Origin of the sequence: Marinobacter sp. AC-23, from assembly GCF_001858325.1 — a bacterium.
Lineage (GTDB): Bacteria > Pseudomonadota > Gammaproteobacteria > Pseudomonadales > Oleiphilaceae > Marinobacter.
Window position 1 is genome coordinate 81889 of record NZ_MBPP01000032.1, and the last position, 15354, is coordinate 97242.

Sequence of the window (15354 nt, forward strand, 5' to 3'; positions counted from 1 at the left end):
GCCATAGCAATTGAGGATTATAGGAGCGGGTGTTGTCGCGACGCAAAACAAAACAACAGTGGCAGGTCAGATAGATTTTAGCCCTTGGGTTGCCGCGCTTTCGCGGGATGCCAGCCAGCGACCAAAATCCGGCAGTGCAAGCGGGCGAGCGTAAAGATAACCCTGAGCCAGATCACAGCCGTGAGCCCTCAAAAACAGCTCATCTTCCAGCGTCTCCACGCCTTCTGCCACAACCGTCATGCCCAGTTCATGGGCCATGTTAATGGTCGAGCGGACAATCACCTGATTGCCGGGCGAATCCTGAATATGCGACACAAATGACCGGTCGATCTTAAGTACCGATGCACGCAGGCTCTGCAGATAAGCCAATGAAGAATAGCCAGTGCCGAAATCGTCTATGGCCAGCGTTGCACCGCTATCCACTAATTCGCTAACAAGCGCCAGGCACGACCTTCGTTGCCCAGCAAGGCTGTTTCCGTTATTTCACATTCTATGGCGAAATAACCACTGCTTGAATTCAGCAGGTCTTTTAGGCCAGCAATGAAGTTGCGGTCTTGAAAGAGGCGCGCCGAAAGGTTCAGCGCCATGTGTCGTGGCCACCTTTTTTTCTCCCACTCTGCCTCTTGTGCGAGAATAGTCTCAACCACCCAGCGCGTTAACGGTACGATTTGCCGGGAGTTTTCCGCAACTTCAATTAGCTGGGTAACCGGTACAATTTCTCCGGCATTTTGCGGCCAGCGAAGCAGAGCCTCGCAACCGATGGGCGTCAGGGTGCTGAGATCCAGTTTGGGCTGATACACCAGATGGAAGGCATCGTTATTGATATGAGTGCGTATGGCTGGCACCAATTCAAGCCTGCGCATAGCAGCCTGGCTGTCGATCTCGCGATAGCATCGAACCGCAACCCCTTCCCCTTTACCCAGCCGCATGGCATCGGTAGCTTGGCGTAGCAGCAATTCTGCGTGAATAGCCGGGCTACTTTGGTATGTTTGATTGGTAGCGTTCTCGTAACGGCCATACTCCGCCGCACCAGCGGTTGCAGAAATCTGTAGTGGGATGTCTCCGGTAATCGCCAGAGTAAGCGGGCTTTCTATATCTTCCAATAGCCGTTCACAGAACTGACTGCCGCCCGCTTCAAACCGCAGCCCAGGCAACCACAGCGCGAACCCATCACCGCCAAGGCGTGCACAGTGGCCAAGGTTGCCCACATACACCTCAGCACGCTGTGCTACGGCTTTAAGCAACTGGTCGCCCGCAACATGGCCATATGTGTCGTTTACTTCCCGAAAGTAGTCAATATCAAGACAAACCAGGCAGCCAAACTGGTGGCGTTCCAGGGTTTCGTTAACCCGGTCAAAAAATGCGGACCGATTGAGCAAGCCAGTCAGGCTGTCGTAGGTGGCGCGGTACTCCAGTTCTCGCTCCCGCGCGACGCGCTCGCTCAAGTCGCGAAGAACAACGGTGAAAATAGCATCGCCAGACGTGGCCACTCGGCTAACCGTAGCCTGCACCGGAATGTGCCGGCCTGACCGGGTAACAACATGAGTATCAAACGGCGAGCTCGGCAACGCCATCAAACCGTGTTTGGAGTCTGGCAGGCAGTCGCTCAGCAGAGAGTTCTCCATGTCGCTTTCAGGTCTGTCGCAAAGCGTTTGTATTGCGAGATTAGCTTTGGTTATCACGCCATTCCGATCCACGCACAGAATGTAGTCGTTAGTGGTCGCCACAATACGATCAAGTAGCGCTTCGTTATCTCGGAGACTGAGTTGCAGCAACAGTCGATCTAGCGTTGCACTGTCGAGCCGGGCAAGGTTGATTGCCACATACACCAGCGCACTCAGAAAAAGCGGTTTAAAAACATCAAGAATGAGGTGGGCATGGAGGTGAGCCAAGGAAAACACACCAATCCAGACAACAATAATCAGCCCCAAAACCTGCAGGCCACGGTGCCAACGACAACGACTAAAAACCAGAGCGGTACCAAGCCAAAAAAGCGCGAGAATGATAAACCCTGGCACAGGGGCCAGGGCGTACAGTCCACCATTACGTTGAGTTTGAGCACCCAGAGCCTGGATAACTGCCCCGGGAAGCACATGGTAAATGGGGGTGGCTAAATTATCGCCTAACTCAATGGCAGTCGAGCCGATAATAACGTCCCGGCCACGCAAGATGCGCGCAGGCACTCTTCCTTCAAGAAGATCGATAAAGCTGACGTAGCGAAAGGATTCCGGGGAAATGGTGTAGTCAATCCAGGTGCCGGTGTCGGCCTGCTCAGCCAACGCATTCCAGGCACCCCGGTAGAAATTGTCCTGCCAACGAAAACCAACAGAAAGAGAACGTACCAAGCCATCACTCGCCGGATACATATTAACGGAGACCAGCTCAGCACTGCCTGCCAACCCCGGCAAAGGACGCCGGATCATCATGTCTGAATCTGTCTGACTACGACGCTGAACGAAAACCGGCAAGAATGTGGGTACTTTACCAGCAACCGAACGGATAGCGTCCTCAAGCTCGGTGTCCCCTCCAAGGCTTGAGGCAGCACTGAAATCCACATCAACCATCAAGGAGCGGATATCAGCCTGGCTAAGCGCATTGATCGCGCTCGCATATACACTTCGGGGCCACGGCCACTGGCCTATTGCTTCAATACTTGCAGAATCGATCTCGAGAATCAGCAGATTACTCGGCTGCTCTTCTACGAATTGCGCAACAACCCGGTCGCGAAGCCCCATTTCCGGGCGCTCCAACATGCCAGGCCAAAGCAGGAATACGAAAACGACAAAGGCCAGCAAGGCGGAAACGACAACCTTGCTGGCCGAGCTTGATCTGAAGCGACGATCTGTATCAGCCGACATACTCGTCAATCATCGTCATCATCATCGTCGTCATCATCATCATGGTCATGACCATCGTGTCCGTTCCCGTGCCCTTGACCATGGTCATCATGCCCGTTGCCGTTGCCATTTCCATGACCACCGCCGGAGCCATCATCTCCTGCTCCATCGTTACCCTCTGGGCCTGCACCGCCATCATCTGCGCCACCTGCATCCTGGTTGGCATCTGAACCTCCCTCCGCGGTGAGTGCCTCCTCGGCAGCAACCTCAGCCATTGAACTCAAGGCGCTTTCAAAGCTGTTTTGCGTGTCGCCCATAACCGGCTGAAAACTGCTGTTCTCTGAGTTCGCCCGGGTGGTCGGTTTTTGTGGTGCCTGCCTGAAGGTTTTTATACCCGCCTGCTCCGCACCTATACCGGCAACATCGCCAGGCTCAAGCATCTGGGTATTGCCGCTGGCAATATCGAGCACCTCAAGGGAGCCTTCGGTGAGGGTCACCATGGAGGAGGACTCGGTGGATACAATAACAAAACGAGTGCCTTTTACTGTCGAGACCAAAAACGGCGTTTCCACGCTGAACTGATCCGGTTGCCGCTCAATGCGATAAAAAACCGTACCAACCCACTGTTTGATCTTGGTAACCAGGCCATCAGGCTCTGAAGGGTTTGCCTGCAACAAAATATGAGAGCTACCTTTAAGCTCAAACTCAGAGCCCGCCTGCACGAACAATCCACGACCGTCTGCCAACGTCTGAAACTCAACGGGAACATCCACAGACATCCCTGCCTCGGCCTTTTTCCAAGCCTCATCTGTGCTGGAACGAAACTGCACCGTTCCGGATACATCCTGAACGCGAACCTGCTCTGCAGCCATCGAGACAGATGCGAGCAAAAGAGCTAAGACGCCGAGCAAAAACCGACAGGCATTGCTGTGAGGGAAGCCGAAAAAAAAGTGCATGTTTTATCCTCAGTTCTTCATTCGTCGCACTATTTCGGAAAGCCTTTTCCTGTATTTTGCTTTTTAAAAACAATTTTTTACAACGTCCAATGTACGAAAGCGCTAACCTCAGCCTATGTTAAACTCAAGGTTACTGACACTGTGCATTTAAACGTAACGAATTGTTTCATCTTATTACTGGCACTCAGCCTTCCCGCCATTTGCTCAGCAGCTCCGCAGCGGGCAATAGGTGCTGTCATTTTCGAAGGTGTTTCTACTTTTGGCGCAGAGCAACTGCTCCCACTGTATGCCGATAGCCTTGGGAAAGCTCCGGATAAAAAAGAGCAAGCCCGGCTGCGCACACGAACAAAAGACTACTACGTCAGCCAGGGCTATCTCTCACCGGCCGTTAACGTTAAACCAAGCTCCGACAACGAAGACATCCTTGTTGTACATGTTGAGGAACCTCAAATTGACGACATCCAGGTGACCGGGGGAGTTTCCAGAAAAAGAGCTGCTTTACGCGAGCGGATGGGGCCTCTTCGGGAACGGTCACCGGTTTCAAAAACAGACATTGAGCGCTTTTCCCGCGCCCTTGAGCTGGCTGTGGGCGTGGGGCTTCAAACACGTATTGATGAAACTGCACCTGGTAAGCATCGGGTAACTTTCACTATCGCCCCACAGGTTCGGGGAGAGCTCACATACAGTGCCGAAGGTAGCCAGCGGCTGGGCCAGCATATGGTCGGCGGCAGTGTAAGCGTATACGGCCCAGGGGCAGGCATTCGGGAAATTTACGTATCCGGTATACACACCATTGAGTCGGCGGGTTACCGCAATGTTGGCACAGGCCTCTCTCTTTCCGCTTCCGATCGTGACACCTTTTATGCAGATATCAGCTCGGCCAGGGCCGTACCTCAGGATGAAGGGGCCAGCCCAAGCAAGGTTTACCGGCGCCTTTGGTCGCGGCTTAAATGGCGCCACGACCTGATCGATTCGGGCACCTTCACTCTGGCTGTTGATGGCAGCGTTACCCTGCGCGACTATACTCGGGAGCGAGGCGACGAAACAGAAATTGACGAACGTTTGCGGATGGCCAGCGCGGGTGCTTTGGCGTACATAAAGGGCAAAGACAGCACCTCCCGATTTGGTCTTTCAGGTCGTACAGGCTTCGATGCCTGGGTGCTCAGCGCAATGGAACCCGCGCAAACGATGCCATCGACCTGGCGTTTCAAACGGTCGACGCCCATTACACGCTCTGGCACGGACTGCCGGCTGATTTTTCCCTGAAACTGGATATTTCAGGCCAATACTCTGGCGACAACCTGCCATACTCCCAGCGCTTTTCTGTAGGCGGAAGTCGCTTTGCTCAGGCTTACGAACCCGGTGAGTTTAGCGGCGATTCCGGTATCGGCTCAAAGCTCGAGCTGCGCCGTGGGTTCAGTAGTGATCGTTGGTTATCTGGTACACGTTGGGTGCCGTACGTTTATTACGGAATTGCCAGCATCCACGAGAATGAAACCAGTGAAAGCGCCTCTGCCGCCGCATCCGGATTTGGGCTAAGAATGCTTACTCGTGCAATTTCGGCGTATATTGAGTTAGGTAAACCGCTGACAGCAGAATCCGAATACAGAGATAAAACCCCGCGGCTGACAGGACGGCTGACCGCTTATTTCTGACCGCGCTTCACGTTGCTGGCGCATTACGTATTTGTTGTTTTTCCCCTTCGCGGCTTGAGCAGTCTACACTGAGTCGGATGTGAGGCCGACAGAGAATCGCAACAACCATGGAAAACAACGGGCACAATGAATCTCGAAATATCGAAGTAGACGATGGCGTTGTGCCCAAGACGGCACTGATCGAAGCCGTGAGTATTCGCAGCATGTCGCTGATTATTCTCGCCAGCATCGCCACCCTGCTTTTTATCGACTGGGCCCAGGCCGTGCTGCTTCCGTTGATAGTCGCCGTGCTCATCAGCTACGCCCTTGCTCCCCTGGTTTCAACGCTTGATCACATCAAGATTCCCCGGCCATTGAGCGCCGCCATCATACTGATTCTACTGCTCGGCGCGGTCGCTGGCGCAAGTATTCCTCTGCAGCGTGAAGCTATGGCCATACTGGATAAAGTTCCTGTGGCTATCAGCGAGTTTCAGCGCAATGAAGCCAGCACGGCCAGTAATGAGCAGAGCCTCTTGGAAAAAGCGCAAGCCGCTGCAGAGAAAATCGAAGAGTCAACAGGGCAGGACGGAGATGACAAAAAATCAACGCAGCGAGGCGTGACGCCTGTTCTGGTTGTAGATAAGCCAACGGACATTCAGGATTTTGTTCTCAAAAGCTCGCCTGCGGCATTAGTGCTTATCTCCCAGTGTTTTTCGGTGTTGTTGCTGGTGTACTTCATACTGGCAGTCGGGCCGTTATACAGGCGCAAGGTCGTGAAAATCTCTGGCCCCTCATTCGGGCGAATGCGCAAAGCCGCGCGAATCATGACCGAGTTTCATCACCAGGTTCAACGCTTTTTATTCGTGATGCTGCTTGGCGCTCTGTTTGTGGGCATATTAACCTGGCTGGCGTTCATGGCGCTCGGGCTGGAGGAAGCCATGTTCTGGGGCGTGATCGCGGGAGTCGCCAGCGCCGTGCCTTATCTGGGGCCGTTTCTGGTGTTTATTGGCACCGGGGTTGCAGCATTTATTCAGTTTGGTGAGACGAACACAGCCATCATTGTGGCGGTCACATCACTGGCAATTACCAGCATTCAGGGGTACCTGCTAACGCCCTGGTTAACCAGCCAGGTTTCCAGCCTCAACCCCGTAGCGATTTTTATCGGGCTTCTATTCTGGGGTTGGCTTTGGGGCCCGGTGGGCCTGATCATCGCCACCCCGATATTAATGATCTTCAAATCCCTGTGTGACCACGTGGTAAACCTTCGCCCTGTGGGCGAATTACTGGGCAAGTAAAATAGCATTTCCAAGCATCCAGCCGCACCTCAACTGTCCCACGCCAATTGTGATACGTTGTCTTAGGAGATACGTAGAAGAACTTACAAAACCGTAAAACACAAATAGAGGTCTTTAATGACTCATAAGCTACCTACGCTGCCTGCATTTAAGCAGGCTCTGATTCCCCTTACGCTTGCTGTTATTTCTGGCTGCAGTCAGGGCAACTCAGACTCCACTGCCAATACCAAGCCAGCAGAACAGTTGCTTCCCCCGGAAGAGACCGGTGTGCTGGAGGTAGCCACACGCAACGGATCCACCACTTACTATCTCGACCGCCACCAAAACCCGATCGGGCCGGAATACAGCCTGATATCACAATTTGCCGCCAGCCAGGGCTGGACGGTTAATTGGACCATGTACGATTCAACTTCGGCGGTCCTCAACGCGCTTAAGTCTGGCAACACCCACATGGCGGCCGCCGGGTTGACCCACCTGCCCTCGCGCACCAAACAGTTCACCCGCGGCCCGGCCCACACTGAAATCACCGAACAATTGGTATGCCATCGTGAGATGCGCCCAATGCCCCGGCTACCAGAAAATATATCCACCATCGATATTACGGTAACCGCCGATTCCAGCTACGCAGAAACACTGAACACGCTCGCCAGCAAGCATGAAGGCATAACGTTTGCTGAAGACGACAGTAAAACAACGGAAGTACTGCTTTCAGATGTGGCCAAACAGGACATCAACTGCACTGTGGCCGACTCCAACATTGTTCAGGTAATGCGCCGCCACTTCCCCAATCTGGAAGTGGCCATGAACCTGACCCAAGGCAACAACCTGGGCTGGTACCTACCTGCAGGCTCTGACGACCTGGCCGGAACGGCTCGGCAATGGATGAACAGCACCGAAGGCAACGATGCCATAGGCTACGTAGAGAGCCGCTATTACGCTTACATTGGCGAGTTCGACTTCGTTGATCTTAGAGCACTCAACCGCCGCATTGATAAACGCCTTCCGGGGTTCATCAATAGGTTTACCGAGGCTGAAACAACAACGGGCATGCCCGCCGACCTGTTAGCCGCTCTGGCCTATCAAGAGTCCCACTGGGATCCCTCCGCGGTGTCGCCCACGGGTGTTCGCGGCATCATGATGCTGACACGGAATACAGCAGAATCTTTGGGCGTGATGGATCGTCTCGATCCCACAGCGGCTATCGATGGGGGTGCTCGCTATCTGGCAGACCGCCACCGCAGGTTGCCGGATACCATTCCGGAGCCAGATCGAACGTTCCTGGCGCTGGCCAGCTACAACATTGGCCGCGGCCACCTTCTGGACGCACGCCAGCTAGCACGGGAGCTGGGCAAGAACCCGGATTCCTGGGAAGACATGAAAGAAGTGTTACCGCTGAAGGCCGACAAACGCTATTACCCGAGCACGCGTTACGGCTACGCTCGCGGGTATGAGCCAGTGCATTATGTGCAACGCATCCGTAACTATCGGGATGTTATCAGCGCAGCGTTTGAGTAATCATTTATAAATCTTACCCGCTCCTTCGGGGCGGGATTTAAAGCGCTTATGCAGCCATAAATACTGATCAGGCTGTTCGCGAACAGTGTCCTCAATGTACTGGTTCCAAACCTCGGTATCTTTATACTTATCGGCCCCAAAGCGTCCTGTATCGGCGAGAACACTACGCGATAGCCACCATCGGGCATCCGCAGGTGGCTAACGCAAATAACCGAAGCGCCGGACACCTTTGCAATATAGCTTGGAGAGGTAATGCAACCCGCCTCCACGCCAAAAAATGGCACGAATAATTCTGTTTTTCTGCCAAAATCCTGATCGCAAGCAAACCAGACTTCGCCACCTTTCTTTAAAAAGGACACCATTGGCCGCAATTCACGCTTGGTAAACGGCCGGATACCAAAGTGACGGCGGCGGCCGTTTTCGATCATACGATCAATAACGGGATTGTTGTTGGGCCGGTATACATACCCAGGTTTTTTCAGATGACAGGCAACAAGCGGCAATGCAAAGTCAAAAATACTGTAATGGCCGCCAATCAACAGCACGCCCTTGCCCCTGCTTTGGGCTTCTCTGAGATGCTCTAACCCCTGCACCTCGGCCGTTTCGCAATACGGCGATACATCACGCCACCAGGAATGGGCGCTTTCCAAAAAGCCACGACTGCATGCAACGAAGTTGTCCTCCACAAGTTCCTTGCGGGCCTGTTCATCAAGTTCAGGAAAACAGATTTCGAGGTTGCGATCAGCCACTCGCGCACGGGTCTTGAGCTTGCCACTCAAAAACCGACCCAGCCGCGCACCCAGGCGCTGTTTGGTCGCCATGGGCAATAAAGACAGCAGATATAATAAGAATACAATCGCCCACGAAGGCCATAATCGCGGGTGCCAAAGCTGCGATTTGTTGTTTTTAGACGATTTGGCCATACTTCCTTGCCTGCAAAAATTGACCAGAGAGCCTGACACAATTTCGGCCCACAGTGTAGGTGAGACTATGAATTAGTAGACACTTCCATTATCAAATCGCGACAGTCTGAGGTTTTCTATGCCGCCGTTGAACAATATTGTGTTGATAGGTATGCCCGGCTCAGGCAAAAGCACCGTAGGCGTTGTCTTAGCCAAGGCCAGCGCGCTGGCTTTCGTAGATACGGATTTGTTGATCCAGGCACACGCCGGCCACAGCTTACAGAACATTATCGATAATGAAGGCTACGAGGCTTTGCGCCGCGTTGAGGAACAGGTGCTGTGCAATCTGGAGGTGGCAGGCCATGTAATCGCGACCGGCGGGAGCGCAGTGTACAGCGAACGTGCGATGCAGCATCTCAAGCGCAACAGTGCGATCGTGTTTTTGGATATTTCGCTGGCAACCGTACGCCAGCGCATTGGTGATTTCAGCCTAAGGGGCATTTCCAAGCGCCCAGACCAAACACTGGAAGAACTGTTTGCTGAACGTCGCACGCTGTACGCCCGCTACGCCGATCTAATTGTTAACGGCGAGCACAAAACTCAAGACCAGGTATGTGAGGAAATTCAGAGGGAGGCTTACTAAGAGCCTACGCCGCACTCGCCCTCTTTTTTAGCACCACATCAGCAAATATATACCTCTTCTATCTATTGCCCTCCCACAGGGCCATAATGACGTTGCCACAAGCCAATAGGCAGGCACAGCCATGCAGGCTGGCGCATGTTGGCTTTCGGGCTAAGAGGGTATTGCCATGAGTAAAGGAAAAGACAGTAAAAAAGACATCAAAAAGAAGCCTCTTTTAACCGCAAAAGAGAAGAAGGCCCAAAAGGCGTCCAAGAAATCCCCAAAAGATGTTTTAGGTCATTAAACACGGCTATGGAAAGCCTGCCTGATCTGACGCCACCCTTTTGTAGCCTGAGCCTGGCGCCAGGTGATGTGCTTTACCAGCAAGGCCAAACCGAAAACCACATATACGTAATTGATTCAGGGCACCTCAAACTGGAGCACGTGAATACCACCGGTGCTGCAAGCATTTCGGCGGTTCTGGGGGCCGGGGAAATACTGGGGCCTGGCCTGGGCAAAACAGCCCGCGCAACACAAACGGTCACCGCGAAAGGGCCCACTTGCGTGCAACGCCACACTGCGAAGGCTTTCAGGGCGCAGCTGATCAATGATCATGAGCTAATGGCTCGCGTTATCGAGATGCTGGCCCATCGCCAGGAAATCACTGAGCGGCGGCTGTATGCGTTGATGACACTGGGCGTGCGTGGGCGCATTGCGGTAGCTTTGCATGATTTGGTTGGCACGGCTGGCGGACACTGCGTTCATGGTCACGAGGTCGATGTGCCCCTGACCCAGCTAGAGCTCGCAGAGCTGGTCGGTGCCAGCCGACCGGTCGTTAGCTCCGAACTCAACGAGCTGCGTCGCGAGGGGCTTCTGGATTATACCCGTGGGCATATTTGCGTTATCGACCTCAAGGCACTGAATGCTTTCTCACAAAGCCTCTTGCCGAACTGTTAGAAAGCTGACAGACGAACAACCCATGGTGGAATACGCTGTGCTTTGGTTAACCCCACAAGAGGCTATTCCCATGCGATTCAAAACAACACTAACCATCACCCTTACCGCTTTACTTGCAGGCACCACACCTTGGGTTTCGGCGGCTTCGGATGAGATGCAGGACTCCATGGCTGCTGCAAAAAGTGGCGAGTTCTCGCCCTATGTTGATGCCAAAGGCACTATCAGTCGCCCCCCCGAATTTCGTGACAAATGGGTCCACATAGGCAGCTGGTTTGTGCGCGAAGACGATCAGGCCAGTGGCCCCGGTGTGCACGACGTATACGCGGAACCCTCAGCCGTAGAAGGCTTTCGGGAAACCGGGCAATGGCCCGACGGAGCCACGCTGGTCAAAGAAATAAGCAGTATTCGTGAGGGCCAGAAAACCACAGGCTTTGCCCAATGGGCGGGCGAGGCGGGTGTCTGGTTTGTTATGGTGCGCGACCGCCAGAACCGGTTCCCCGAAAATGCGGCCTGGGGTGAAGGCTGGGGCTGGGCACTGTTCACAACAGAAAGCCCCGAAACGACCACAACGAAGAACTTCAAAGGCGAAGGCTTTAACAACTGCTTTGGCTGCCACGTTCCGGCGAAAGACACCGAGTGGGTCTTTATCGAAGGCTACCCGGCTATTCGTGACTCTGCCAACTACGGGAAATAACGCGGATCAAAATAACAGGCCACCCGCAGGCTACAGGTAAGGCTCTGACGGTATGACAAGGCCTTCATCCCGCATTTTCCGAATGAATCTGCGGGCATCGCCAGTGAGGTGGCTGCCATCTGCTCGCTGTCGCCCATCGTTTGGGGCCGCAGTAAATCGACGGCCGAACGATTCATTATGAAATTTTAGTGCCTGGCGCCCTATGCCGCACCTTTTGAACGCGCCGCCATCCTGATCAAGGTACATCCACATCAGGTGGTAGTGGCCAGACTCGGTGTTTTTCAGCTCAACTGAGCCAAGTTTCGGGCCATTAACCGACGTAACGGTTATTTCCAGGCCGGAATCGTCAATTTCGATATCAACTAACCGGCCATCCGACAGCTTGCAACGCTGCGTGAGTTTGCCTGATGAGATCACCTGTAGTGACATTCCATCTCCAGCGCCAGCGCGTAGTCGATCGCCGCACACACCGCGACAGCTTGCGCGACATTGCATTGCTCGGGGGTTGCACGGTGGCTGTCGGGATACACCTCCGTAGTGGTTTTGTAGGGGCGCTGGTGATACTGGCACACAGGCCCAGTTGCTTGAGCGGGTACTGGATAACGCCCCGAGCGACCACCGGTGAACCGAAGATCTCGCCGGCGGCATCGGCCGGAGCGATATGCGTAACCTGCTCCACCGCCTTGATCACCGCCTGCTGAAAGTCAGGCTGCGGGCTTTCGCTGTCACCGACCAGATAGAAGCCGTCGGGAATCTCGCCCGGCTCAAATGGCTTGCCGTCGCGAGCTGCCAGAGCAGGACTAAACTCGGTTTCGTCGGTATCGGTGGTCTCGTGCAGATCCATGTGCAATACCGCACCATCGCCGATTGTCTTCACCAGTCGCATGAGTGCCGCCGACTCCTCAGCGGGACTGTGTTGGTGGAACGAGCGGTTCGGATCCACAGCGTTCGCGTTCCAGCGATGGATGCGCTCATATGCCCAGGGGCTGACACACGGGGCGACCAGCAAGTTGATGCGGCCCGCGTAATCCGCTCCATGCTGATCCACGAACAGCAGCGCGCCGTGTACACCGCTGGTCTCATAACCATGTACCCCACCCGTTATCAGCACCACCGGCAGATCCTCACGCCAGTTGCGGCTCCGGATCGCCATCAGCGGATAACTCTCAGTGCCATAGTCCAGGCGGCCATACTCTTCCACATCGAAGCGCGAGCGCAGGCGTTCGATCACACTCAACACCTCGATCTCATAGCTGCGCAGGCGGCTCTGCCGCGACAACCACTCGGCGCGCTCCTCATCGCCCCAGGGCGTGCCGGGTGTACCAATTGGATAGGATTCGGGGGCTGTATTCATATCGCGCTTATCCTCCTTTAGGCTTGTCGCTTGGAAATACCACTATGTCATCACCTTCCTGCCAAGTCTGGTATTTAACCATGGCCTGCTGAAACGCTGGGTGTGCCAGCCAGTCTCTCAGCCATTGCTGCAGATTCGGATAGGGCAGACTGTAAAACACCTCCCGATCTACATGGGCGAACTGGCGTACAAAAGGCACGATGCCAATATCAGCAATGCTGATGTTATCCCCCAGCAAGTACCTGTTCTTGGCAAGTAAATGCTCTAACGCCTGCAAAAACACCTCGCCCTGTTGTCGGTACTCCAGTTGGGTTAGTTCTGGATGGCGATCGGCGTATTTATAGCGATCCAGCCAGTGTTTGAATTCGTTATCGTTGCGATCAATCAAAGCGCTAGCGCTTACCAAATCCGCGTGTAGCAAACCTTGCGGATCATTCTGCTGCAGTGCCCACTCCAGAATTTCCCGGCTTTCCTCAATAAGGCGTCTGTTAAAGCTACCACCCTCTGCCAACTCCAGAACAGGAACCGTGCCTTTGGGGCTGATAGCCAGCATCTGCGCCGGCTTGTTTTTCAGCACTATCTCGCGCAACTCCACCTTCATCTCGGCAAACAAGATCCCGAGCCGAGCGCGCATGGCGTATGGACAACGACGGAAGGAGTACATGCGGCCACAAAGCGTTGGGTTATGCATTATTCGTAGTGGCTCCAGAGCCTGAATAAATGGCGAAAACGAGCATAGATGCCTGTTCAATAGCCAAATATGTGCACTTAGTTGCCTTCACGTTGAGAACCTGGCTTAAAAAGTTTAAACCAAGCGATTAAGCCCGCTATAGACGCCAAGCCCAGAAAAACAAAGAATTCTCCGACGTTAAAGTCGCCAACTTTATACATTAGCCCCAAGAAAACTAAAAGAAATGTCCCAATGGTGCCGATAACCCTTAAATTCATATTTTATATCCTCGAAATTTGTGGACTCGCATAACACTGTGCTCTGCGGCGCAGCGTAGGCGCGTCCGGCAACAGCCTCTGGTTAAGCTGCTTCGAAGTCCAAAGGATGAATACCATCCAAATTGACTGTCCGACGAACCACCCCTAGATCGTGCATGTCTTGCATTGCCAACCAGCTCTCAGGAGTACGCCCAAGAACCTTGGATAGCCGCAGAGACATTTCCGGGCTAATACTTTGAGCAACCGAGACAGAGCGGGGCGGCGTAAAGGCCACCCGTGTGACGCGTATGGTTATACACCGGACTTGGCTTTTCGAATCAAAGCAGCCAACTCAGGCGCAATTGGCATTTTCCTAAACGGGCTGACATTTGCGCCACCCGTATTGCCTTGGGGCACTAACCCAAATACGGTTTTAGTCACAGCCCCAACAATCCTAAAAACCTGACCCAGCATTTCTCCGACTGAACGATTACGAGTAGCCCACACCAGCATCAACACATGCACCTTAACGTGCCAATACGTTGATTCCTGCCCAAGCACATGCGCCCGTTCCAGATGAGCAAATTCTTGCTGGGTATCACCGGCTGCCCCTGCCAGCTTTGCATTCGCCAGCTCGGCCTCGACGTAAGATGCTACCCGCTGTGAGAAAGTACGTTGCATGAAGACCTCCTCGTAGGGGTATAACGCGAACAGCACGCGCGGCCACGAAATGAAGGCGAAGCCGCAATGTAGTGGGCGACGCAGTGGCTGGCCTGGTTATGTGGATGATCGGCCATGGGCATAAAACCTCTATTTATTCAGCGCGTAAAATCGTCTACTTCATCGTAGGCCGTAGCTGAAATTCGCTCGCCTATTTTTCGCATCTCGACCATCTCTGATGGGTTCTCGGAACCCCAAAATGCTTTCCAGCTCTCCATTGAATCCCATTTTGCCACTGTCATCACTTCGGTTTTCTCTTCTGCACTGCGAAGCATGAAGCTTCCCATTGCCCCGGGCACCGTCTCATGTATTCTATTCGTTGTGCGGCTCCAGATTTCTTGAAAGTTCGCGAAGTTCTCTTCCTCAACCTTCCAGCGATATACCACCCGAATCATGATTAACTCCTGCACACATAACGCGAAGCACAGCGGCCCGTCAGGGACGTCCGGCGGCCATCGGCCGCGTACTGATGCGGATTGTTAGAAGCCCCTATCGCTACTGGCTTACTCTTCATATTGGCCGCCCGTGACAGAAAAGCCCAATGAGTCACTTCGTGGCCCCTCAATGAAAAGCCGGGTGCCGTCAGAAAACTCTATGCAAGTTTCACTGGGCCTCGGACGTAAAACGCGCGAGACGACTTTCCCTTCCAAAAGTTTCTGGATAGAGCCAGCTTCCTGCTCCAGGGCGTGTTCTTCCTTCATACCTTTTACTCCGACACTCAGAGCTTTTAACGCTTTTGTTTAGCGGCGACTACGGAGCGGAGCGTAGTAGGCGTCCGGTGTAGGGCCGCCAGGCCCGGAACGCACTACAACAATTTGTTATGCAATGCCCAGTCCTCGCACGTCATTCGATATAGCCGCACCAGCCGGTTATGAAATTCATGAACTGTGTAGTCTCCGAATCCCGACTTCTCGGTCACTCTTACGGATGCCGTCATGTTC

General features: G+C 53.8%; 15 protein-coding genes and 2 pseudogenes. 7 read left to right on the forward strand and 10 right to left on the reverse strand.

Going from position 1 to position 15354, the window contains the following annotated elements:
* Positions 1 to 66 precede the first annotated feature (66 nt).
* Together BCA33_RS11595 and BCA33_RS11600 are read right to left on the reverse strand one after the other, a co-directional pair.
* A pseudogene (locus BCA33_RS11595) lies at positions 67 to 2858 on the reverse strand (EAL domain-containing protein).
* Between the two features lie 5 nt (positions 2859 to 2863).
* Positions 2864 to 3793 (reverse strand): FecR domain-containing protein, encoded by a 930-nt coding sequence (locus tag BCA33_RS11600; protein ID WP_071265998.1) that lies wholly within the window; start codon positions 3791 to 3793, stop codon positions 2864 to 2866.
* Between the two features lie 141 nt (positions 3794 to 3934).
* Between BCA33_RS11600 and BCA33_RS21815 the strand changes: the two genes are divergently transcribed.
* The 4 genes from BCA33_RS21815 (at position 3935) to mltF (ending at position 8237) form a co-directional block, all read left to right on the forward strand.
* Positions 3935 to 5059 carry a hypothetical protein gene (locus BCA33_RS21815; protein ID WP_071266000.1) on the forward strand — a complete coding sequence of 375 codons (1125 nt, stop codon included), beginning with the start codon at positions 3935 to 3937 and terminating at the stop codon, positions 5057 to 5059.
* Positions 4993 to 5448, forward strand: coding sequence for a ShlB/FhaC/HecB family hemolysin secretion/activation protein (locus BCA33_RS22815; RefSeq protein WP_368087245.1), 456 nt, complete (start codon positions 4993 to 4995; stop codon positions 5446 to 5448). Before BCA33_RS21815 ends, BCA33_RS22815 begins: the two co-directional genes overlap by 67 nt.
* Before the next feature lie 107 nt (positions 5449 to 5555).
* Positions 5556 to 6722, forward strand: coding sequence for an AI-2E family transporter (locus tag BCA33_RS11615; protein WP_071266004.1), 1167 nt, complete (start codon positions 5556 to 5558; stop codon positions 6720 to 6722).
* Positions 6723 to 6839: 117 nt separating this feature from the next.
* The gene (mltF, locus tag BCA33_RS11620) at positions 6840 to 8237 is read left to right on the forward strand and encodes a membrane-bound lytic murein transglycosylase MltF (protein WP_071266006.1); all 1398 of its coding nucleotides are present in this window, start codon (positions 6840 to 6842) and stop codon (positions 8235 to 8237) included.
* Here mltF and BCA33_RS22820 read toward each other — a convergent pair whose 3' ends face one another.
* Positions 8238 to 8333 carry a hypothetical protein gene (locus BCA33_RS22820; RefSeq protein ID WP_368087246.1) on the reverse strand — a complete coding sequence of 32 codons (96 nt, stop codon included), beginning with the start codon at positions 8331 to 8333 and terminating at the stop codon, positions 8238 to 8240.
* A 116-nt stretch (positions 8334 to 8449) separates the two neighbouring features.
* Positions 8450 to 9160, reverse strand: a pseudogene (locus tag BCA33_RS11625) (lysophospholipid acyltransferase family protein); the annotation flags it as partial.
* A 118-nt stretch (positions 9161 to 9278) separates the two neighbouring features.
* Between BCA33_RS11625 and BCA33_RS11630 the strand changes: the two are divergent.
* From BCA33_RS11630 to BCA33_RS11640, 3 genes are all read left to right on the forward strand, one after another.
* On the forward strand, positions 9279 to 9782 hold the full coding sequence (locus tag BCA33_RS11630) for a shikimate kinase (RefSeq protein ID WP_071266008.1): 504 nt from the start codon (positions 9279 to 9281) through the stop codon (positions 9780 to 9782).
* Positions 9783 to 10073: 291 nt separating this feature from the next.
* On the forward strand, positions 10074 to 10718 hold the full coding sequence (locus BCA33_RS11635; RefSeq protein WP_071266010.1) for a Crp/Fnr family transcriptional regulator: 645 nt from the start codon (positions 10074 to 10076) through the stop codon (positions 10716 to 10718).
* 70 nt (positions 10719 to 10788) lie between these two features.
* Positions 10789 to 11412, forward strand: a complete 624-nt coding sequence (locus BCA33_RS11640) for a cytochrome P460 family protein (protein ID WP_254774350.1) — start codon at positions 10789 to 10791, stop codon at positions 11410 to 11412.
* Between the two features lie 30 nt (positions 11413 to 11442).
* On the opposite strand, the gene BCA33_RS11645 is transcribed toward BCA33_RS11640, so the two are convergent.
* From BCA33_RS11645 to BCA33_RS11675, 6 genes are all read right to left on the reverse strand, one after another.
* Positions 11443 to 11841, reverse strand: coding sequence for a hypothetical protein (locus tag BCA33_RS11645; protein ID WP_071266012.1), 399 nt, complete (start codon positions 11839 to 11841; stop codon positions 11443 to 11445).
* Positions 11771 to 12766, reverse strand: a complete 996-nt coding sequence (locus tag BCA33_RS11650; RefSeq protein WP_254774351.1) for a M14 family metallocarboxypeptidase — start codon at positions 12764 to 12766, stop codon at positions 11771 to 11773. Before BCA33_RS11650 ends, BCA33_RS11645 begins: the two co-directional genes overlap by 71 nt.
* A gap of 7 nt (positions 12767 to 12773) precedes the next feature.
* Positions 12774 to 13457: a glutathione S-transferase gene (locus BCA33_RS11655; protein WP_083394728.1), complete on the reverse strand. Its 684-nt coding sequence runs from the start codon at positions 13455 to 13457 to the stop codon at positions 12774 to 12776.
* A 548-nt stretch (positions 13458 to 14005) separates the two neighbouring features.
* Entirely contained in the window at positions 14006 to 14374 is a 369-nt protein-coding gene (locus BCA33_RS11665; protein ID WP_071266016.1) for a DUF3703 domain-containing protein, read from the reverse strand.
* Between the two features lie 137 nt (positions 14375 to 14511).
* Positions 14512 to 14808 carry an antibiotic biosynthesis monooxygenase gene (locus tag BCA33_RS11670; protein WP_071266018.1) on the reverse strand — a complete coding sequence of 99 codons (297 nt, stop codon included), beginning with the start codon at positions 14806 to 14808 and terminating at the stop codon, positions 14512 to 14514.
* 108 nt (positions 14809 to 14916) lie between these two features.
* A complete protein-coding gene (locus tag BCA33_RS11675; protein ID WP_071266020.1) occupies positions 14917 to 15114 on the reverse strand; it encodes a hypothetical protein in 198 nt (65 codons plus the stop codon).
* Positions 15115 to 15354 lie beyond the last annotated feature (240 nt).